Source organism: Microbacterium sp. 2MCAF23, from assembly GCF_052115565.1.
Taxonomy (GTDB): domain Bacteria; phylum Actinomycetota; class Actinomycetes; order Actinomycetales; family Microbacteriaceae; genus Microbacterium.
This window is the reverse complement of the sequence record NZ_JBFRGY010000009.1, coordinates 96,461-117,837: the sequence shown is the minus strand read 5'-3', so window position 1 is coordinate 117,837 and position 21,377 is coordinate 96,461. Positions and strand designations below refer to the sequence as shown.

At 69.6% G+C, this 21,377-nt stretch carries 17 protein-coding genes and 1 pseudogene; 9 read left to right on the top strand and 9 right to left on the bottom strand.

Annotated features, from left to right (window positions below):
- Positions 1-48: 48 nt before the first annotated feature.
- Positions 49-747, bottom strand: a complete 699-nt coding sequence (locus tag AB4078_RS10960) for an MBL fold metallo-hydrolase (RefSeq protein ID WP_441977167.1) — start codon at positions 745-747, stop codon at positions 49-51.
- 95 nt (positions 748-842) lie between these two features.
- Here AB4078_RS10960 and AB4078_RS10955 point away from each other — a divergent pair, with 95 nt between their 5' ends.
- The 3 genes from AB4078_RS10955 (at position 843) to phoA (ending at position 4,208) form a co-directional block, all read left to right on the top strand.
- Positions 843-1,406: a TetR/AcrR family transcriptional regulator gene (locus tag AB4078_RS10955; RefSeq protein WP_441977166.1), complete on the top strand. Its 564-nt coding sequence runs from the start codon at positions 843-845 to the stop codon at positions 1,404-1,406.
- A gap of 74 nt (positions 1,407-1,480) precedes the next feature.
- On the top strand, positions 1,481-2,137 hold the full coding sequence (locus AB4078_RS10950; protein ID WP_441977165.1) for an amino acid deaminase: 657 nt from the start codon (positions 1,481-1,483) through the stop codon (positions 2,135-2,137).
- A 193-nt stretch (positions 2,138-2,330) separates the two neighbouring features.
- Positions 2,331-4,208, top strand: a complete 1,878-nt coding sequence (gene phoA / locus AB4078_RS10945; protein ID WP_441977164.1) for an alkaline phosphatase — start codon at positions 2,331-2,333, stop codon at positions 4,206-4,208.
- A 91-nt stretch (positions 4,209-4,299) separates the two neighbouring features.
- Here phoA and AB4078_RS10940 read toward each other — a convergent pair whose 3' ends face one another.
- The 7 genes and pseudogenes from AB4078_RS10940 to AB4078_RS10910 all read right to left on the bottom strand — a co-directional run bounded on the left by AB4078_RS10940 (position 4,300) and on the right by AB4078_RS10910 (position 13,540).
- Positions 4,300-5,325, bottom strand: coding sequence for a LacI family DNA-binding transcriptional regulator (locus tag AB4078_RS10940; RefSeq protein ID WP_440733549.1), 1,026 nt, complete (start codon positions 5,323-5,325; stop codon positions 4,300-4,302).
- 1 nt (position 5,326) lies between these two features.
- Complete coding sequence (locus AB4078_RS10935; RefSeq protein ID WP_441977163.1) at positions 5,327-6,841, bottom strand: sugar ABC transporter ATP-binding protein; 1,515 nt, start codon at positions 6,839-6,841, stop codon at positions 5,327-5,329.
- Positions 6,842-6,886: 45 nt separating this feature from the next.
- A pseudogene (locus AB4078_RS10930) lies at positions 6,887-7,682 on the bottom strand (ABC transporter permease subunit).
- A 221-nt stretch (positions 7,683-7,903) separates the two neighbouring features.
- A complete protein-coding gene (locus tag AB4078_RS10925; RefSeq protein ID WP_441977162.1) occupies positions 7,904-9,004 on the bottom strand; it encodes an ABC transporter permease in 1,101 nt (366 codons plus the stop codon).
- Entirely contained in the window at positions 9,001-10,566 is a 1,566-nt protein-coding gene (locus AB4078_RS10920; protein ID WP_441977161.1) for a sugar ABC transporter ATP-binding protein, read from the bottom strand. Before AB4078_RS10920 ends, AB4078_RS10925 begins: the two co-directional genes overlap by 4 nt.
- Before the next feature lie 55 nt (positions 10,567-10,621).
- A complete protein-coding gene (locus AB4078_RS10915; protein WP_441977160.1) occupies positions 10,622-11,602 on the bottom strand; it encodes an ABC transporter substrate-binding protein in 981 nt (326 codons plus the stop codon).
- 486 nt (positions 11,603-12,088) lie between these two features.
- The gene (locus tag AB4078_RS10910) at positions 12,089-13,540 is read right to left on the bottom strand and encodes a helix-turn-helix domain-containing protein (protein ID WP_441977159.1); all 1,452 of its coding nucleotides are present in this window, start codon (positions 13,538-13,540) and stop codon (positions 12,089-12,091) included.
- Between the two features lie 144 nt (positions 13,541-13,684).
- Between AB4078_RS10910 and aceB the strand changes: the two genes are divergently transcribed.
- The 6 genes from aceB to AB4078_RS10880 all read left to right on the top strand — a co-directional run bounded on the left by aceB (position 13,685) and on the right by AB4078_RS10880 (position 20,850).
- Complete coding sequence (aceB, locus tag AB4078_RS10905) at positions 13,685-15,355, top strand: malate synthase A (protein WP_441977158.1); 1,671 nt, start codon at positions 13,685-13,687, stop codon at positions 15,353-15,355.
- A gap of 44 nt (positions 15,356-15,399) precedes the next feature.
- Complete coding sequence (locus AB4078_RS10900; protein ID WP_441977157.1) at positions 15,400-16,995, top strand: isocitrate lyase; 1,596 nt, start codon at positions 15,400-15,402, stop codon at positions 16,993-16,995.
- Positions 16,996-17,147: 152 nt separating this feature from the next.
- A complete protein-coding gene (rraA, locus tag AB4078_RS10895; RefSeq protein WP_441977156.1) occupies positions 17,148-17,612 on the top strand; it encodes a ribonuclease E activity regulator RraA in 465 nt (154 codons plus the stop codon).
- 88 nt (positions 17,613-17,700) lie between these two features.
- Entirely contained in the window at positions 17,701-18,465 is a 765-nt protein-coding gene (locus AB4078_RS10890) for a hypothetical protein (protein ID WP_441977155.1), read from the top strand.
- The gene (locus AB4078_RS10885; RefSeq protein WP_441977154.1) at positions 18,465-20,072 is read left to right on the top strand and encodes an HD domain-containing phosphohydrolase; all 1,608 of its coding nucleotides are present in this window, start codon (positions 18,465-18,467) and stop codon (positions 20,070-20,072) included. Before AB4078_RS10890 ends, AB4078_RS10885 begins: the two co-directional genes overlap by 1 nt.
- Before the next feature lie 22 nt (positions 20,073-20,094).
- Positions 20,095-20,850, top strand: a complete 756-nt coding sequence (locus tag AB4078_RS10880) for a methyltransferase family protein (protein WP_441977153.1) — start codon at positions 20,095-20,097, stop codon at positions 20,848-20,850.
- Here the strand turns inward: AB4078_RS10880 and AB4078_RS10875 are convergent.
- The gene (locus AB4078_RS10875) at positions 20,837-21,307 is read right to left on the bottom strand and encodes an Lrp/AsnC family transcriptional regulator (protein ID WP_441977152.1); all 471 of its coding nucleotides are present in this window, start codon (positions 21,305-21,307) and stop codon (positions 20,837-20,839) included. The two genes, AB4078_RS10880 and AB4078_RS10875, sit on opposite strands and share 14 nt — an antisense overlap.
- Between the last annotated feature and the right edge of the window lie 70 nt (positions 21,308-21,377).

Genomic DNA, 21,377 nt, shown 5'->3' with positions numbered 1-21,377 from the left:
CCCGCCGAAGTCCGTGCCGGCGCACCGACGTCAGCGCGTGCGGGCCGCTCAGCGCGTGCGGGCCGCGATCATCTCGGCTGCGGTGCCGCGGAACATCGGCCCGTGCCCGACCACGATCGTGCGCTCGGGCAGTGCGCGGAGGCGCTCGAGGCTCTGCAGCGTCTCCTCGGGCGCATCGCTGAACGGGCCGAGCTGCACGTCGGTGGACCCGTTCAGCACGTGCCGGGTGGTGAGGGCGTCGCCGACGAAGATCGCGTCGACCGCGGGGACGCGGATGGCGACAGACCCGGGCGAGTGCCCCGGCAGGCCGATGATCGCGGGCGCCCCGGGCAGGTCCAGCACATCCCCATCCTTCATCGTGCGCACGGCGCCGAGGTGCTTCGTGCGCAGGCCGCCGCGGCGCAGCGCCGCCGCGAAGAACTGCAACGCCGGTCCGAGCCGCATGGCGCCGCCCGAGGCGCTCGGCGTCTTCTCCCCCTGCGCCCTGCCTGCGTCCGCCTCGTGCACGAAGGTCGGCACGCCGTAGGCGGTGCGCAGCCACTCGGCGATGCCGATGTGATCACTGTCGCCGTGGGTGAGCACGATGCCGCGGATGTCCTCGGGGCGGCGGCCCGCTGCGGCGAGCGCCTGCTGCAGGATCCGCCGGTCACCCGGCAGGCCCGCGTCGATCAGCGTGATGCCCTCGTCGGTGACGACGGCGTGCATGGCGACGATGTCGTCGCCGATCCGGATGAGCTCTGCGTTCATGATGGCTACGCTATATAGCTATCATGGCTACTGTCAATAGCCTTATGATCGAAAAGCGCCGACCCGCATCTGCGGTCGACGCAGAGGAGGACCCGATGCCCGCACCGCAACGCGTCACCCGCGTCGCGCTCACCGCCGCCGCGCGCGCCATCGCCGAGGACGAGGGCATCGACGCCGTCACGATCAGCGCGGTCGCCACCGCCGTCGGGGTGCGCCCACCGAGCCTGTACAAGCACGTCGCGCACCGACACGATCTGCTGCGGCTGATCGCCGACGACGCCGCCCGCGAGCTCGACGAGGATGTCACGGCTCTGGCCGGATCCGCGACCGACTCCGCCGCGTCGCTCGCCGCGATCGCCCGCGCATTCCGGGCGTTCAGCACCCGCTCCCCTCACGCAGCCTCGCTGCTGTTCTCGGGCGCCGCGCTCAGCGCCGAGCCGCAGTCCGACGGCATGGTCGCGCTGACCCGGACGCTACTGAACGCCGTGCGCGCCGCGGCGCCGGGCGACCCACTCCCCGCGGCACGCACGCTGACAGCCTGGGCGTACGGCTTCTGCACCATGGAGCAGGCCGGCGCGTTCCAGCTCGGCGGCGACGTGGACGAGGCGTTCGAGTTCGGCCTGACCACGCTCGCGGACGCGCTCACCGCGCACCGCTGACCCCTGTCCCGCGGCACGGCTTTCCCCTGCCACGGCCCTGCCCATGCCCTTGCGCACCGGCGTAGGGTGGCGGCATGGGACGCATCGAGGAGCTGGACCGGGCGGCAGCCGCAGCCTCGGGCTCCGCCCAGGAGGCGGCCGCCCAGGCGCTCACCACGATCGATTGGCTCATCGCCACGATCGACGCGGACCGTGCCGACGGGCTCTTCGGCCGCTGGGGTGCGGCCACCGTGATCGATGCGCGCACGGGCGAGGCGCTCGTCCCGCAGGCGCTGTTCGAGGCCCTGCACGAGCGGGCGGGGCTGGAGGCGGCGTGGCCGATCGGCAACGCCGGACTGCTGCAGACCTACGCATCTCTGCTGTCGGCCGTCGATGCCGACCGGAACCGCGAACGCTGGCTCGGCTCGGACCTGGCAACGGGGCTGGGTCTCGACGGCGCGCATTTCATCCCGTGGGAGGGATCCGGCACGCTGCTCGCCCGCGCGACGCACGCCGCCTCCGTCCTGCTCGCCTCGGGCGGGGAGTTCTCCTGGTACTCGCTCGCCGAGGGCAGGGCGACCCGCGCCGTGCTGAGCCACGAGCACGACGGATCCCGCGCTCTCGCCTACGCCGTGGCGCCGGCCCCGGGGACGTCGCCGCTTCTGGTCGCTCTGCTGCCCGTGGCACAGGCCGAGTCGATCCGTCGAGAGCTCGACGACGCTGCGTCGCGTCTGCGCTGGAACGCCGCCTGATCCACGGCGTAGTCCGATCCGGATCCATTTGCGGATCCAGCTTTCTCATAGTCGCCACTCAGCGGATTCATCGATTCGTCACCTGGCCGTCACCCGCCGTACCGCCCGCGCTGGTGGGCTGGGGGAGCTCGGATCCGGCACGCGCACCTGCGAGCCGCCGGGCCGTCCCCCCGCTCCCCAGAGGAAGACAGCCATGACTGCCAGAACCACGATCGCGCGCTCTGCGATCGCGCTCACCCTCGTCGCCGGCGCCGCGCTGGCCGCACCTGCCGCCTACGCGGCCGCGCCCGTCGACCCGTCCGCGCCGGGCGGCGCCACCCGCAACGACGGCGACCGCACCGCGGCCCTGCGCGACGCGATCGTCGACGGCCCCGCGAAGAACGTGATCCTGCTCATCGGCGACGGCATGGGCGACTCCGAGATCTCGGTCGCCCGCGACTACCAGTACGGCGCGGGCGGACATCTGCCGGGCATCGATGCACTGCCGCTGACCGGCTCGTACACGACCTACTCGCTGAACAAGGACGGCTCGGCGGACTACGTGCCGGACTCGGGGGCGACCGGATCCGCCTGGGCGACCGGCACCAAGACCTACGACGGCGCGATCTCCGTCGACATCGCGGGCAAGGGGCACGACACCCTGATCGAGCTGGCCAAGGCGAACGGGCGCAAGACGGGCAACGTCTCCACTGCCGAGCTGCAGGATGCCACCCCGGCCGTGCAGGCCGCGCACGTCGCCGGCCGCAAGTGCTACGGACCCGACTCGGTGAAGCAGTGCGGCGCCGACCTGCTCGAGAACGGCGGCAAGGGCTCGATCAGCGAGCAGATCCTGGACACCCGCGCCGACGTCACTCTGGGCGGCGGATCCGAATCCTTCGAGCAGACCGCGAAGGCGGGCGCCTGGCCGGGCGCGACCCTGTTCCAGCAGGCGGAGACCCGCGGATACCAGGTCGCCCGCACGGCTGCCGATCTCGCCGCGATCAGCGCCGCGGACCAGGCCCGTCCGGTGCTGGGCACGTTCACCCCCGGCAACTTCCCGACCCGTTTCGCCGAGACCACCGCCACCGTCGGCGGCGCCGACGCGGCGCCTGTCGCCTGCACCGAGAGCGCCGACCGGCTGGGGTCGTCGCTCTCGCTCGCGGCGCTCACCCAGAAGTCGATCGACCTGCTCAAGGGCGATAGGGGCTTCTTCCTGCAGGTCGAGGGCGCGTCCATCGACAAGCAGGACCACGCCGCCAACGCCTGCGGCCAGATCGGCGAGACCATCGATCTCGACGAGGCCGTGCAGGTCGCGCTCGACTTCGCGAAGGCCGACGGCAACACGCTCGTGATCGTCACCGCTGATCACGCGCACACCTCGCAGATCGTGGACAGCACCCCGCCGACCTCGCTCTCGATCGTACTGAAGACCACGGAGGGCTCCACGATGAGGGTCTCCTACGGCACCGCAGGGGCGGGCGGCTCGCAGCAGCACACGGGCACCCAGGTGCGCATCGCGGGTTACGGTCCGGGGGCGGCGAACGTCGTGGGACTCACGGACCAGACCGACAACTTCTTCACCATCGCGGGCGCCCTGCAACTGAACCGGGATCTCGTCGCGCTGTCGGCCGGCGGCACCCTCACGGCACCAGAGAAGGTCGCCCCCGGCGGCACGCTCACCATCACGGCCGCAGGCCTGAACGGCGACCGGCAGGTGAACGGATCCGTCTCGGCGTCCGGGGCGACCGCACGCGCCGCCGCCACCACGATCGGCCGCACGGATGTCATCGACGGGGGCGTGGCGGTGCCGCTGACCGCGCCGACCGAGCCGGGCGAGTACACGGTCGCCGTGACCGGTGAACAGACCGGCAAGGCCCTGAGCGTCACGTTCACGGTCGCGGAGGGCGCACCGACCACCCCGACCGCGTCGCCGAGCCCGACCGCTCCGGCCGTCGCGCTCCCGCCGGGCAGCGGGAACGACGGCGGCAGCCTGGCGCTCACGGGTGGCACGATCGGCGCGGCGGCGCTCGTCGCCCTCGCACTGATCGCGGGCGGCCTGCTGCTCGCGCGCGCCAGGATCCGGCGCGCGTAACGCGCTCGAAAACGCCGGACGGCGTCGGCCTTTCGGGGCCGGCGCCATCCGTGTGTCGGACGGGGTCAGCGCACCGCGGCCACCCGAAGCCTCAGTCCGGTGCGTGCGCCGCGCGGGTGGACTGACGCACGATGAGCCTGGTCGGGATCGGGGTGTCCTCGGTCATGCGATCGGGCTCCTCGAACGCGAGAAGCAGCTTCTGCATCATGAGTTCGCCGAGGGCCGCGAAGTCCTGCCGCACCGTGGTCAGCGCCGGATACAGGAAGGCCGCTTCGGGGACGTCGTCGTAGCCCACCACGCTGACATCCTCGGGGACGCGCAGGCCCCGCTCCCGCAGCGCGGAGAGCAGCCCGATCGACATCTGATCGTTCGCGGCGAACACGGCCATGCCCTGCGCGATGTCCAGGTTCGACCCGAGGCGGTATCCACTCGCGGCGCTCCAGTCCCCGGCGACCGGCGAGACGATCTCCAGACGACGCTCGGCGAGCTCATCACGCCAGCCCCGCACCCGCTCCACGGCGTCCGGCGCTTGCTGGGGACCGGCGAGATGCAGGATCCGGGTGTAGCCGAGTTCGGCGAGATGCCGCACCGCCTGCCGCGCCCCGCGATACTGATCGATCGAGACCAGCCGTGCGTGCCGGCGAGGCGTGGCCGCCGAGGCGACCATTGGGATGGACAGCTCGATGCTGCGCACCGTCTCCAACGCCGCAAGATCGACGACCACGAGGGCGATCGCATCCACCCGCTGGCGCAGCAGGCCCTCGACCGCCGAGCGCACGCCGATCGCCGGGTCCTCATCGAGAAGACTAACCGAGTCCACCGTGTACCGGGCGGTTCGGGCGGCGGCGTTGAAATGCATCGCGATCGCGGACGGGCCGAAGTCGGGCACCCCGGGCGTCACCAGCCCGATCGTCCTGGTGCGTCGGGTGACCAGCGCCCTGGCCGCAGGCGACGGGCTGTAGCGCAGCTGCGCGATCGCATGCTCGACGCGGGCCTTCGTCGCAGGCCGCACATTGGGCAGGTCGTTGATCACACGCGACACGGTCTGGTGCGAGACGCCGGCAAGCCGCGCGACGTCGAAGATGTTCGCAGCGCGGGCGGGAATGTCGTCGGTCACGTCACTCCTCGTCCTCGGGGCGCGCAACGAGAGCGAGCAGCGAATCCACCGTCAGGTCAGCCGTGGCGGCGCTGTCGACCACGCGCCCCCCGCGCAGGATCACGACGCGATGGCCCACGCGCAGCACCTCCTCCAGTTCGGCGGAGATGAACACGACCGACAGCCCGTTGTCAGCGAACTCGCCCACGAGTTTCTGTATCTCGACTTTAGCGCCGACGTCGATGCCGCGGGTGGGCTCGTCCAGCACCAGCACGCGCGGAGACAGCGCCAGCATGCGCGCGAGCAGCACCTTCTGCTGATTGCCTCCGGACAGGATTCCGGCGGGCAGATCCGGATCAGCGGGGCGGATCCCGAGCGCCTCGATCCAGCTCATCGCCAGTTCGCGCTGACGGGACCGGCGCATACGGCGCAGTATGCCGCGCTGCGCCTGCACCGCGAGCGTGATGTTGTCCTGGACGCTGAGGCCGCCCACGATTCCCTCGGTCCGACGGTCCTCGGACGAGTACACGATGCCGAGATCGATCGCCTGCCGCGGAGAACGCCACGTCCTCGCCGTGCCCTCGACGCGCAGAATCCCGGCATCCAGGCGGTCGACGCCGGAGAGCGCCCGGGCAAGTTCGGTCCGCCCGGAGCCGAGCAGCCCGGCGACGCCGAGCACCTCGCCCTCCCCGATGCGCAGGTCGGCGTCCACGATGCCTCTGCCGACCGTGAGCCCCTCGGCGGCGAGGAGAGCGACCTCGTCATCTTCCACCACTTCCGGCGGGGACGCGAGGTGGGCGGGCAGGGACCGGCCGAGCATCTTCTCGACAAGGTCGATCCGCAGCAGCTCTGTCGTCAGATACTCGCCGACGAGACGCCCACCACGCAGCACGGTCACCCGGTCGCAGATCTCGTACACCTGGTCGAGGAAATGGGACACGAAGAGGATCGCCACTCCGCGCTTCTTGAGTTTGCGGATCACTCGGAACAACTCGGCGACCTCGTCGAGATCCAGACTCGAGGTCGGCTCGTCCAGTACCAGGATCCTGACGTCGGTCGCGATCGCCCGCGCGATCGCGACCAGCTGCTGGATGGCGAGCGGATGCGCTCCCAGCGGAGAGGCCGGATCTATCGCCACCCCCAGGTCGTCCAGGACCGTCGCCGTGCGGCGCCGCATCTGCGGGAAGTCGATCCCCCCGAACCGGCGCGGCTCCCGGCCGAGCCAGATGTTCTCTGCGACGGACAGGTTCGGCAGCAGATCGATCTCCTGGTACACCGTGCTGATCCCGTGACGCAACGCATCGGCCGGGGTGGCGAAGCGAACCCGGGTCCCGTCCAGCCGGATGATGCCGGCGTCCAGGGCGAGCGCACCGGTGAGCGCGCGGATCAGCGTCGACTTGCCCGCCCCGTTCTCCCCCATGAGCGAATGCACCTCGCCGGGGAACATCCGGAAATCGACGTCGGCGAGCGCCGTCGAGCCCTGGAAGCGCACGGTGGCGCCCCGGATCTCGACGAGCGGCTCGACGGGCTTCGACATGTTCCTATCGTGTCCGATGTCGTCGCCCGATTTCCGCATTCGGGCTCACCGTCGGCGCGCCCTCATCACCAGGAAGCGCTGCACCACGACGAAGACCAGCAGCAGGGCGCCGATCGTGATCCGCATCCAGGAGGTGTCGACACCGAGGAAGCTGATCACGGTCTTGATCAGACCGTAGACGAGCACACCGAACAGCGAGCCGAGCACATAGCCGCTGCCACCGCTGAGCAGCGTCCCGCCGATGACCACCGCCGCGATCGTGTCGAGCTCGGTACCGATACCGTTGAGGCTGTACCCGGAGCTCGTGTAGGCGGTGAAGACGACCCCGGCGAGGCCCGCGCACGTGCCGCTGATGGCGTAGACGAGCAGCTTGGCGCGCGCAACCGGCAAGCCCATGAGGCGCCGACTGCTCGTTGCCGCCCACCGCGTAGACGGTGCGACCGAACCGGGTCCAGCCCAGCACCCACGCCGCGATCACGACGGCGACGAGCGCGATGATGACGGTCGGGGTGATGTACCAGCCGCCGGGCAGGCGGAACCGGGAGGACTGCAGAGCGCCGAGGAATGGATCCGACACGCGCAGGGTGTCCAGGCTCACCACGAACGCCAGGCCACGGGCCAGGAACATCCCGGCCAGAGACGCGATGAACGGCTGCACGTCGAAGTACTGCACGAGCACCCCGATGAACAGGCCGATCACGGCGCCGGCGGCGATCATGACGGGTACCGCGATGAACGGCGGTACACCGGAGAGCAGGAGCTTGGCGCCCAGGATGCCCGTGAAGCCCATGACCGCCCCGACCGAGAGGTCGATTCCGCCGCTGAGGATCACGAACGTCATGCCGACCGCGAGGATCAGCAGGTAGGCGTTGTCGAGCAGCAGCGAGGACAGCAGCCGCGGCGAGACGAAGGTGCCGAAGTACACCTGCCCGCCGATCAGCATCGCGACGAAGATCGCGGCTGCGGCCAGCACCGGCACCCATCCGCTGTGTCGTACGGCGAAGGCGCGCAGGCGGCCGGTCAGATCGCTTTCGGGGGACAGCCCCGTGACAGTGGCGCTCATCACGCCTTCCCCTCCCCCGCGCCGACGAGGGCGGGCGTCTCTGCCGACTCGCGCCGGATCGGTCCCGATCCGGCGGATCGGAATGCCCGGCCCCGGAACCAGGCGCGCATGCGGGTGGACTGCGCCAGGCAGACGATCACGATCACCGCAGCTTTGAACACCGGCGTGACAGCCGGCGGGACGCCGAGGAAGGTGATGGTCGAGGTGAGCGTCTGGATCGTGTAGACGCCGATCACCGTGCCGGCGATCGTGAAGCGCCCGCCCATGAGCGATGCGCCGCCGAGCACGACGGCGAGGATCGCGTCCACTTCGATGTTCACGCCGGCGTTGTTCGCGTCAGCCGCCATGATGTTGGACGTGTAGAGCACGCCTGCCATGCCGGCGAGGAGCCCGCTGGCCGCGTAGGCACCCCAGATGATGCCGCGCGCTCGCACGCCGGCGATCCGGCTCGCGGTCGGGTTGATGCCGACCGCCTCCGTGAGCATGCCGAGGGCGGTGCGCCGTTCGACGAGCGCGACCACGACGATCGCCACGACCGCGACGAGGAACGCGAAGGGAAGTCCGATCACGTAGCCCTGTGCCATGAACTGGTACGGCGCGCTGTTGATCGTGGTGATGTTGCCCTGCGTGATGAGGAAGGCGATGCCTCTCCCGGCCAGCATGAGGACGAGAGTCGCGATGATCGGCTGGATCCCGAGCACCGCGACCAGGAATCCGTTCCAGGCCCCGAACAGCAGGGTCGTGATCAGGCCCGCGAGGATCGCCAGGGCGATGACGCCGAGGTCGTTCGGGTTCGGCGATCCCTTGATGATGGTGAGGCTGACTGCGCCCGAGACCGCCATGATCGCGCCGACCGAAAGATCGATGCCGCGGGTGGCGATCACGATCATCATGCCGAGCGCGACGAGCATGAGAGGCGCGCTGTTGCGGATGATGTCGATGAGCGAGCCGTACAGCTGGCCGTCCCGCAGGGAGACGGCCAGGAAGGATGGCCGTGCGATGGTGTTCAGCAGCACCAGCGCCAGCAACGCGCCGATGGGCAGCGCGAGTCGGTGCGTCAGGATCTTCTTCAGCGAGATGCCGCGTGCCGCATCGGTCATGCCGCGTGCTCCTTCGTGATCTCGTCGAGGACATCCGCGGCGTCCGTCGATCCCCTGGCGATGATGCCGACGAGTTCGTCGACCTCGGTGTCGGCGGTGGTGGTCAGTTCGCCGATCTTACGGCGATCGCGCATCACCACGATGCGCTGCGACAGGCGCAGGACCTCTTCCAGCTCGGAGGAGATGAAGACGACCGACAGCCCCTCCGAGGACAACCGTGAGACGAGACGCTGGATGTCCGCTTTGGCGCCCACGTCGATGCCGCGGGTCGGCTCGTCCAGGATGAGCAGCTCAGGTGCCGTGGCGAGCCAGCGCGCCAGGACGACCTTCTGCTGGTTGCCCCCGGAGAGGTTGCGGACGCGAGCATTCGGGTCCGCAGGCCGGATGCCCAGCGCCGTGATGTATTCGCCCACCACGACGTCCTGTTCGGCCTGGGGCACCTTGCGCATCCAGCCGCGGCGCGCCTGGATGCCGAGCACGATGTTCTCGGCGACCGTGAGGTCTCCCACGATCCCTTCCTCCCTGCGGTCTTCGGAGGTGAACGCGATGCGCGCATCGATCGCGTCGCGGGGCGCGGAGATGCGTACCCGTTCGCCGTGCACCGCGATCTGCCCGCTGTCGGCGGTGTCGGCGCCGGAGAGCAGTCGCACTAGTTCGGTACGACCGGACCCGAGCAAACCGGCGAGCCCCACGACCTCGCCGTCGAAGACCTCGAGGTCGACCGGCTCGATGGCTCCGCGACGGCCGATGCCGGTCGCGCGCAGCACGGGGATGCCGGAGCGATCCACATGCCGCTCTGCGGTGTCGATGGACTCCAGCTCCTGGAGCTCGCGGCCGAGCATGAGCCCGATGAGCTCGGTGCGGTCCACTTCGGACGCCGCGTACTCGCCCACGAGCGAACCGTTGCGCAACACCGTGAGGCGGTCGGAGATCTCGTATACCTGATCGAGGAAGTGCGTGACGAAGAGGATCGCGACGCCCCGATCGCGCAGATCGCGCATGACGGCGAAGAGCTGGTCGACCTCGTCGCGGTCCAGGCTCGAAGTCGGCTCATCCAGCACGAGAACCTTGCAGTCCGAGACCATGGCCCTGCTGATCGCGACCAGCTGCTGCACGGCGATCGAGTGCGACGACAACGGCGAACGGGGATCGATCGTCAGACCGAGGCTGCGCAGGTGCCTGCTCGCTGAATCGTGCGTGCGCCGCCAGTCGATGCCGAACGGACCGCGGATCTCCTGCCCCAGCATGACGTTCTCACCGACGGAGAGGTTCGCGCAGAGGTTGACCTCCTGGTACACGGTCCACACACCCGCATCCTGCGCGTCGGCGGTGCCGCCGAACACCTTGTCCGTTCCGTCGACCCGGATGAGGCCGGTGTCGATCCGGTACACCCCGGTGAGCGCCTTGATGAGGGTGGACTTGCCCGCGCCGTTCTCGCCCATGAGGGTGTGCACCTCGCCGGCCCTGAGGGTGAAGTCGACATCTTGCAGTGCTTTCACGCCCGGGAAGGAGATGTTGATGCCGCGCATCTCGATGACGCTGCGGTGGTCGCCAGTGACCATGATTGCCTTTCTCACGAGGCGAGGGGAGGACGCGAGGCGCCCTCCCCTCGGATCCTCAGTACTTGCGGTCGGGCAAGGCCGTCTTCGCCTGCTCCGGGGTGAACGACTGGTCGACGGCGGTCTGCTTCTTCTCGACGTCCTTGCCGGCCAGCACGTCCTTGACGGTCTTGGCGACGGTCGGACCGAGCAGCGGGTTGCACTCCACCACGTAGTTGAACTCGCCGTTGGCGGCGGCCTGAAGACCATCGTGGGTCGCATCGATCGTCACGATCTGGATGTCCTTGCCCGGCGTGAGGCCCGCGGCCTTGATCGCGTCGAGGGCGCCGAGGCCCATGTCATCGTTCTGCGCGAAGAGCAGGTTGATGCTCTTGCCGTACTTCTGCAGGAACCCCTCCATGACCGTCTTGCCATCGGCGCGCGTGAAGTTGCCCGTCTGCGAGTCCAGCTTCTTGATCTGGCTGCCTTTGATCGCGTCATCGAAGCCGGTGGCGCGATCGATGGCGGGGGCGGAACCAGTGGTGCCCTCGAGAACGACCATGTTGGTGGCCTTGTCGCCGAGAGTCTGCTTCGCCCAGGTGCCCGCGGTCTCCCCCTCCTTCTTGAAGTCGTCGCCGATCCATGCCTTGTACAGATCGCTGGAGCCATCGATCGTGCGGTCCTCGAGGATGACCGGGATGTTCGCATCCTTCGCCTCCTTGAGCACGTCGTCCCATCCCGTGGTGACGACCGGGGCGATGACGATCGCATCCACGCCCTGGTTGATGAAGTTGCGGACGGCAGCGATCTGGTTCTCCGGCTTGTTGTCGGCGGCGTTGAAGATCAGCTTGAAGCCGTTCTTGGCGGAGAACGCGTCCTTCATCGACTCCGTGTTGGCGCTGCGCCATCCGCTCTCCGACCCGGTCTGCGCGAAGCCGACCGTGACGACCCCGTCCCCCTTCGACCCGCCGGATGCGGCCGAAGATCCTCCGGAGCAACCGGTGGCCGCCATGGCCACGGCGCCGAGCAGCGCGATGCCCGCGATGATGCCCTTCTTCACTGGAACCTCCTTGTTCAATCCGGCATCCTCGCCGGAGTCTCGTGTGGGCCTGGGAGGCCTGTGCCGAAATGTTAGCCTTCACATTTCTCCCAGCGCCACGTTGTGAGCGATCACAATTTGATAACAAGGCTGTCAGCATGGGCGCTTTGCATCGAGCAGCCGTCGCCTCATGGCCTTCAAGCCGTGAGCGATAACATTTCTTCCTCTTCGTCGAGGACGCACGCGCCGCCGCATCGTCGGATGGGACCGGATCCCTCCGGAATGCAGCCGATGGCTCGATCGGGAGTCGAGTGAGTCCCGCGTTCGCCACCGTTCCCGTGCGCTGCGATGCGAACCGCCGGAGCATGAGACGACGGGCGATTTCGCGGAGGGTGAACTCTTCCCGGTGCTCATCTCAGCTCAGCTCAGCTCAGCTCAGCTCGCGGCGGACACAGCCGGATATCGCTGGGCGATGCCCGGCAGCTTGTTCGTCGCGGATGGCGCGCCTCAGTCCGGGGCGTGCGCCTCGAGGAACTCGTACACGTCGGTCGTGTCGACACCGGGGAACGCTCCGGTCGGCAGCGTGGCGAGCAGGGTGCGCGGCGTGCGCACGTTCGGCCAGGACTGCTCCCGCCAGCGCTTCTCGAGATCCGCCGGAGCGCGCCGGCAGCACACCTCGACCGAGTGCTTCGAGACGCCGCGGTTGGGCGTGTCACGACCGATGAACCACTTCGTGTCGTCGAAGCGCACGCCCACGCTCACCGAGTGCAGGCCCTCGCTCGACGCCTCCACGCGGGCGGTGCACCAGTACGTGCCGTTGCCGGTGTCGGTGTACTGGTAGTACGGGTTGAACCGGTCCTCCTCCTCGAACACGACTCGGCTGGTCCACCGCCGGCAGCACATCTGCCCCTCGATGGATCCGAGCCGGTCGGTCGGGAAGTTCACGTCGTCGTTCTCGTAGGCCTTCGTGATGGTGCCCGACTCGTGCACCTTGAGGAAGTGCACCGGGATGTCCAGGTGCCGGGTGGCGAGGTTCGTGAACCGATGCGCCGCCGTCTCGTACGACACCGAGTAGGCGTCGCGGAGGTCCTCGATCGAGATCGCGCGGCGCTCCTTCGCGTCCTTCAGCACGGGCGCGAGGTGCTCCTCCGGCATGAGCAGCGCACCGGTGAGGTAGTTGGTCTCCACGCGTTGCCGCAGGAACTCGGCGTAGCTGCGCGGCTCGGAGTGCCCGAGGATGCGGCTGGAGAGCGCCTGCAGCACGGCCGTACGGGCGTCGCCCTTGCCCGGCACGCGGCTGGAGAGGTACAGCCGCCCGTGCGCGAGGTCGGCGACGCTGCGCGTGGACTGGGGCAGGTCGGGCGCGTAGTGCAGGGTGAAGCCGAGGTGCGCGGCGATATCGCTCGCGCTGCGCTGCGTCAGCGGGCCGCCAGGGTGGTGCACGGCGGCGAGGATCGCCGCCGCCTTCTTCTCCAGGTCGGCGAAGTGGTTGTCCTGACGGCGCATGAGATGGCGCAGCTCCACGTTCGCACGGCGGGCCTCCTCGGGAGTCGCCGCGCGCTCGTCGCGGAGCTTGTCGATCTCGCCGTGCAGGGCGAGCAGCGCCCGCAGCGCCTCATCCGGCACGGTCTTCGAGATCCGGAACGGGGCGATGCCGAGCGCCTGGAACGTCTGCCCCTTCATCGCGCGCTCGACCGCGATCTCCATCGCGGCGCGCTCGTCGAGGGGCTGCTCGGCGAGGATCTGGTCGATCGTCGTGTCCAGCGCGCGGGCGATCAGCTGCAGTTGGGTGAGCTTCGGCTCGCGCTTGCCGGTCTCGATCATGGACACCTGGCTCGGCGCCCGGTCGATCGCCGTCGCGAGCTGCTCGAGCGTCAGCCCGGCCGCCGTGCGGAGCTGGCGGATGCGACGCCCGATCGTGAGAGCGTCGACCTCTTCTGCGGTGTCTACGGTGACCATGGCGCTGATTCTGTCACGAAAACAGAAATCTGACCAAACTTCTCCCCCGTTTTGGTCAGGACGGATCCAGATCTTCACTCAGAGTGGTCTCAAGCCACCCCGGCACAGACGCCGGACCGGATCCACTCACGGAGGAGACAGATCATGACCATTCCCACCGCGTCGCCGACCGCCCCGATCCGGACCGTCGGCGCAGCCGTCCCCGGCACCGAGGGCCCCGCGATCCGCATCACCGGACCGATGCACGAGCGCTTCGGCGAGATCCTCACCCCCGCCGCCGTGGCCTTCCTCACCGAGCTGCACCACCGCTTCGGCGGCCGCCGGCACGACCGTCTCGCCGACCGGATGCGCCGCCGCTTCGAGATCGGCAACGGGCACGACCCGCGCTTCCGCGACGACACGCGGCACATCCGCGAGGACGCCGACTGGCGCGTGGCGGGCGCCGGACCCGGACTCGAGGACCGCCGTGTCGAGATCACCGGCCCGACCGACCCGAAGATGACCATCAACGCGCTGAACTCCGGCGCCAAGGTGTGGCTGGCCGACCAGGAGGACGCCACGAGCCCCACCTGGCGCAACGTGATCGGCGGACAGCTGTCCCTGCGCGACGCGATCCGCGGACGCCTGACCCACACCAGCGAGGACGGCAAGGAGTACCGCGTCACGGCGGAGCGGACCCCGACGATCGTGATGCGGCCCCGCGGCTGGCACCTCGCGGAGAAGCACCTCGAGTTCACCGACCGCACCGGCCGCCGCATGGACGCGTCGGGCTCGCTGGTCGACTTCGGCCTCTACTTCTTCCACAACGCGCAGGCCCTCATCGAGGCCGGCCGCGGGCCGTACTTCTACATCGCCAAGCTCGAGTCGAGCGAGGAGGCGAAGCTCTGGAACGACGTGTTCACCTTCAGCGAGGAGTACTTCGGGATCCCGCGCGGCACGATCCGCGCGACGGTGCTGATCGAGACGCTGCCGGCTGCATTCGAGATGGAGGAGATCCTGTTCGAGCTGCGCGAGCACTGCGCGGGCCTGAACGCCGGACGCTGGGACTACATCTTCTCGATCATCAAGAACTACCGCGGTCGCGGCGCCCGGTTCGTGCTGCCCGACCGCAGTGAGGTCACCATGACGGTGCCGTTCATGCGGGCCTACACCGAGCTGCTCGTGCAGACCTGCCACAAGCGCGGCGCCTTCGCGATCGGCGGGATGAGCGCCTTCATCCCGAACCGGCGCGACCCCGAGGTGACCGCCCGGGCCATCGAGAAGGTCGCCGCCGACAAGAAGCGCGAGGCCGGCGACGGCTTCGACGGCACCTGGGTGGCGCACCCCGACCTGATCCCCACGGCGCAGGCCGAGTTCGACGCCGTGCTGGGCGACCGACCCAACCAGCTCGACCGGCAGCGCGACGACGTACAGGTGCGCGCCGAGGAACTGCTCGACGTGCACATCGGTCGTCCGATCACCGCGTCCGGCGTCCGCGACAACGTCTCCGTGGCCATCCGCTACATCGAGGCCTGGCTGCGCGGCCTGGGCGCCGTCGCGATCGACAACCTCATGGAGGACGCAGCGACGGCCGAGATCAGCCGCTCGCAGGTGTGGCAGTGGATCCACCAGGGCCAGTCCACCCAGGACGGCGTGCTCATCACGGCCGAGTACGTCGAGGGCCTGATCTCCGAGGTGCTCGCCGAGATCCCCCGCACCGAAGGCGACCGCTTCGAGGACGCCGCCGCGGTGTTCCGCGAGGTGGCGCTGCAGCCCGAGTTCCCGGCGTTCCTGACGCTGCCCGCCTATTCCCGCTTCCTCGTCGAGACCGCCTGATCCGCTCGACGCCCGACCCATCGCCCACGAACGAAGGAATGACCATGACTCGCTACCAGGACGACATCGACGCCATCCAGGCGCTGAAGGCGGCGGCCGGATCCGGATGGAACGCCATCGACCCCGAGGCCGCGGCCCGCATGCGGGCGCAGAACCGCTTCCGCACCGGACTCGAGATCGCGCAGTACACCGCCGACATCATGCGCCGCGACATGGCGGAGTACGACGCCGACTCGTCGCTGTACACCCAGTCGCTCGGCGTCTGGCACGGCTTCATCGGACAGCAGAAGCTCATCTCGATCAAGAAGCACCTCAAGACGACGAACAAGCGCTACCTCTATCTGTCCGGCTGGATGGTCGCCGCCCTCCGCTCCGAGTTCGGGCCGTTGCCGGACCAGTCGATGCACGAGAAGACGGCGGTGCCCGCCCTGATCGAGGAGCTCTACACGTTCCTGCGCCAGGCGGACGCCCGAGAGCTGGACCTGCTCTTCACGCAGCTCGACGCGGCCCGCGCGGCCGGCGACGAGACCGCTGCGGAGTTCATCCAGTCCCAGATCGACGGCTACGAGACCCACGTCGTCCCGATCATCGCCGACATCGACGCCGGCTTCGGCAATCCCGAGGCGACCTATCTTCTCGCCAAGAAGATGATCGAGGCGGGCGCGTGCGCCATCCAGATCGAGAACCAGGTGTCGGACGAGAAGCAGTGCGGTCACCAGGACGGCAAGGTCACGGTGCCGCACGAGGACTTCATCGCCAAGCTCAACGCCGTCCGCTACGCGTTCCTCGAGCTCGGCATCGACAACGGCGTCATCGTCGCCCGCACCGACTCGCTCGGCGCCGGGCTCACCCAGAAGCTCGCCGTGACGCAGGAGCCGGGCGACCTGGGCGACCAGTACAACTCCTTCCTCGATGTCGAGGAGATCTCCGAGAGCGAGCTCGGCAACGGCGACGTGGTCATCAAGCGCGACGGCACGCTGCTGCGCCCGAAGCGCCTGGCCAGCAACCTCTACCAGTTCCGCCCGGGGACCGGAGAGGACCGCTGCGTGCTGGACTGCATCACGTCGCTGCAGAACGGTGCAGACCTGCTGTGGATCGAGACGGAGAAGCCGCATGTGGAGCAGATCGCCGGCATGGTCGACCGCATCCGCGAGGTGATCCCGAATGCGAAGCTCGTCTACAACAACAGCCCGTCGTTCAACTGGACGCTGAACTTCCGTCAGCAGGTGTACGACCTCCTCGCCGCGCAGGGTGCCGACGTCTCGGCATACGATCGCGACAAGCTGATGAGCGTCGAGTACGACGACACCGAGCTGGCGCGTCTCGCGGACGAGAAGATCCGCACGTTCCAGCGCGACGGATCCGCCCGCGCCGGCATCTTCCACCACCTCATCACCCTGCCGACCTACCACACGGCCGCGCTGTCGACCGATGACCTCGCGAAGGGCTACTTCGGCGACGAGGGCATGCTCGCCTACGTCAAGGGTGTGCAGCGCCGCGAGATCCGCGGCGGGATCGCCACGGTCAAGCACCAGAACATGGCCGGATCCGACCTCGGCGACAACCACAAGGAGTACTTCGCCGGCGACGCGGCCCTGAAGGCCGGCGGTCAGCACAACACGATGAACCAGTTCAGCTGACACCCCGCAGGGGTCGTTGAGCGAGGACGCCGAAGGCGACCGAGACGAAACGCGGTGATCTGACATGCTCGTCGGATCACCGCGTTTCGTCTCCGTCGCGCTCCGCGCGTCGTCGCTCAACGGCCCCAGAGAAACATGAAAGGACCCACCGCATGACCTCCACCGCCGACCTCTTCGACGAGCACGGAGACACCCTGCAGTCCCTCGCCCTGCAACTGCGCGATTTCGGCGGGCACACGGCCTTCGAAGGTCCGATTCGCACGGTGCGCTGCTTCCAGGACAATCAGCTCGTGAAGGACCTGCTCGCCACCGACGGCGCCGGAGCCGTGCTCGTGATCGACGGATCCGGATCCCTCGGCACCGCGCTCATGGGCGACATGATCGCGGCGAGCGCGGTCGCGAACGGCTGGGCGGGCGTGCTGGTCCACGGCGCGATCCGGGACAGCGCGGCGATCGGCCGGCTCCCGCTGGGCGTCAAGGCGCTCGGCACGAACCCTCGCAAAAGCGCCAAGGCAGGGACCGGGCAGGTCGACGTGATGCTGCGGTTCGGCGACGTGGAGTTCTGCCCCGGCGCGCGGCTCTACGCCGACGAGGACGGCGTGCTCGTCGAGCGCTGACGCGTCCCGCGTGGGTCGGCTCCATCCGCGCCGGAAGTCGGGGCGGATGCCTCATGCGCTGGCACACCCGCCGCGCGAAGGTGGATCCATGTCCACCCCCAGCACTCCTCAGGCCGCCTCAGTCCAGGTGACGGGCCACCCTCGCCTTCCCGAGGGCGACGACGAGCGGTTCACCGGATTCGGCGTGCTCGGCTTGGCGTTCCGCGGCGGCGACTGCCTTGCGCTGCGGGTGATGACCCGGACCAGCATCGGTCCCGCGTACCGAGCGGTCTGGCACCGGACTCCGGACGGCGCCTGGCACATGTTCACCACCACCGATCCGGTGCACAGCTGCCCGCGCTACTTCAGTTCGGCCGCGACGTTCGAGCGCGTGCCCGAGATCGACCTGCACTGGCCCGATCCGAGGCATCTGCACGTGCGGATCCCCGGGGTGCTGGAGTGGGAGCTCACGCTGCGGGCGACGCCGGCGACCCGCACGATGTCCGCGCTCGGATCCGCTCTTCCCGCGGCCGCACGCCGCAGCGACCCGATGCTGCGCGCCATGGGGCCGATGGCACGTCCGATGCTGCGCGCCGGCCGCATGCGGATGGCCGGAGCCGCCCCCAACCGGCAGCGCTTCCAGGTCGTTCCGACGAGGATCTGGCGCGTCGCGGCGAGCACGGCGTCCATCCAGGGCCGGGACCTCGGCCCGATCGGGGCGCTGGACCGGCAGAGCAGTCTCGGCGACTTCTGGATGCCGCAGCGGGGGTTGTTCTACGTCGGGGACGCGCGGTTCAGCGCCTTCGATCCCGCGGAGCACACGGCCGTGATCGTGCCCGAGGACGGCCGCACCGAGGATGCGCGGCCGCGCTGATGTCTCTGGCCCTGCAGGACCGCGTCGCCGACAATGGACCTGTGGGCGCGACAGCCGGTGCTCCGACCCGGGGCGAGATGATCGCGGCGGTCTCCGTCGCGATCGACCTGGGCCTCGGCCAGCCGGCGGAGCACATGATGCGCGCCGCGCTCCTCGCCGATCGCCTCGCCGCGCGCCTGGGCCTGGACGACGGGCAGCGCGGCACCGCCTATCAGGCGACGCTGCTCATGTGGATCGGCTGCACGGCCGACTCGCAGGAGTACGCGCGCTGGTTCGGCGACGACATCGCGGTGCGCAGCGCCTCCTACCTCGTGGACTGGTCGGGGCTGCCGTTCCTGCGCTTCCTCGTCGAACACGTCGCCGAGGGGCGCTCCCCCGTCCGGCGCGCGGCCACGCTCGCCGAGCTGATGATCGACTCCCGCGGACGACTCGGCGCGCTCTTGCACTCGCACTGCCTTTCGGCTGCGCTGCTGGCCGAGCGCCTGGGCCTCCCGCGCGCGGTGCAGGAGGCCGTGTCCGCGGCCTTCGAACGATACGACGGTCGTGGCCTGCCGCGCGGGCTCGCAGGTGAGGAGATCCCGATCGCGATGCGGATCGCGCAGCTCGCCGACACGGCCGAGGTGCACGATCGACTCGGCGGAGCGGAAGCGGCGGTCCGCATGGCCCGCGAGCGCCGAGGCGGACAGTTCGATCCCCTGATCGTCGATGCGTTCACCGCCGATGCGGCCGCGCTGCTCGACATCCCCCACGGATCCGCCGCGTGGCGCGCCGCCCTGGAGTGCGCGCCCGATCGGGACGACGTGCTGCACGGCGATGCGCTCGACGCCGCCGTCGCCGCCATCGGCGACTTCGCCGACCTGAAGTGCCCGTTCCTGCTGGGGCACTCGCGCGGGGTCGCCGAGATCGTGGGTGCGGCGGCCCGGGAGATCGGCGTGCCCGCCGACGAGGTCGCGACCCTCCGGCGGGCGGCGCATCTGCACGACATCGGGCGACTGGGCGTGTCGAACCTGATCTGGTCGAAGCCGGACGTGCTCGACGACGGCGACTGGGAGCGGGTGCGGATGCATCCGTACCTCGGGGGACGCGTGCTCGCGCGCATCCCGGGCCTCGCTGCCGAATCGGCCCTGGTGCGCGCGCATCACGAGCACCTGGACGGCAGCGGCTATCCGGCCGGAGTGCCCGGGACGAGCCTCACCCGGTCCGACCGCCTGCTCGCCGCCGCCGTCGCGTTCCGGGCGGCGATCGAGCCGCGCCCGTACCGTGCCGCGCTCGAACCGGGTGAGGCGATCGAGCGCCTGCGCCGGCGCGTGGCCGCCGGGCACCTCGACGGGGAGGCGGTCGCCGCGGTCGCGGCGGCGGCGACGGGCGGCACCGGTGCACGGAGGACACGACCGCCCCTTCCCGCCGGACTCACCCCTCGCGAGGCGGAGATCCTGACGCTCGTCGCGCAGGGGCGGAGCAACCGCGAGATCGCCGCGGTTCTGACGCTCAGCGAGAAGACCGTACGCAATCACGTCGAGCACACCTACGCGAAGATCGGCGTCGCGAACCGGGTCGGGGCGAGCCTGTTCGCGATCGATCACGGCTTCATCGGCCGTCCGGTGTGAGCAACCGCGGATCGGGGATGTCATGACGCGAGTATTCGCCACGGCCTACGCCACCGTCGCCTATCTTGCCTTCCTGGCCGTGATCGTCTGGGCGGTCGCGTTCCTCTCCGATATCGGACCCGCCACCGCCGTCGACCGCGGGCCCGCCACGGCCTGGCCGATCGCGGCGGCCATCGACCTGCTGCTGGTGGCCGTGTTCGCGCTGCACCACTCGGTGTTCGCCCGCGCCTCGACCAAGCGACGGTTCGCCCGGATGCTCCCCGTGCGAGTCGAACGTTCGACGTACGTGCTGGCGGCGAGTGCGCTGCTGGCGCTCGTGCTGTGGCAATGGCGGCCGATCCTGACGGTGATCTGGGACGTGGGCGCCGAGCCCTGGCGCACCGCGCTGTGGGCGGTCTGCGCACTGGGATGGCTCATCGCGATCGGCTCCACGTTCCTGATCGACCACCTGGGCTTCGTCGGGCTCCGTCAGGCCGTGTCGGGGCGTCCGCCCGCCTCCGCCTTCCAGGCTCGCTGGCTCTATGCGCTCGTGCGGCACCCGCTCATGCTGGGCCTGCTCCTGGCGTTCTGGGCCACGCCGATCATGACCTGGGGCCACGCGCTGTTCGCTGCGGCGTTCAGCGGCTACATCGCGATCGGGATCCGGTTCGAGGAGCGCGATCTGCGTGCGGAGCTCGGCGAGCCCTACGCGCGCTACGCCGAGCGCACGCCCGCGCTCGTGCCGGGGCTGCGTCCGGCCGTGCGGCGGCGCAGCGGCTCGCTGCTCACCCCGGAATGACCGCGGCACCGGCGTGCTGCTCGAAGATGAGCTGGGTCTGGGTCTGCCCCAGCGCCGGCACGGATCCGAGATGCGTGCGCAGGAAGTCGCGCAGCCCCGGGACGCTCTCGCAGGCGACGTGGATGACGAGGTCGTGCACGCCTCCGATCAGGTAGACGCGCTGCACACCGGTGATCGTGCGGAGGCGGGCCGTGATGGCGGGCACTTGATCCCGCGCGTCCTCCTTGACCGCGACCATGATGAGCGCCTCGACGCCGGCGCCGGCCGCCACGGGGTCGAGCTCGGCGTGATAGCCCCGGATCACGCCGGCCTCCTCGAGCGCGCGCACCCGTCCGTGGCAGGTCGAGCGGGGCAGGCCGACCCGCGCGGCAAGCTCCTTGTTCGACAGCCGCCCGTCACGGGACAGCTCCTCGAGGATCCGCCGATCCGTCGCAGTGAGCCGGATTCCGTCCGCCATCGTGCCTCCTGAGGCGTCATCGATCCGGTGATCCATCGCAATTCAACGGGAATCTCGGATATCTGTCGGA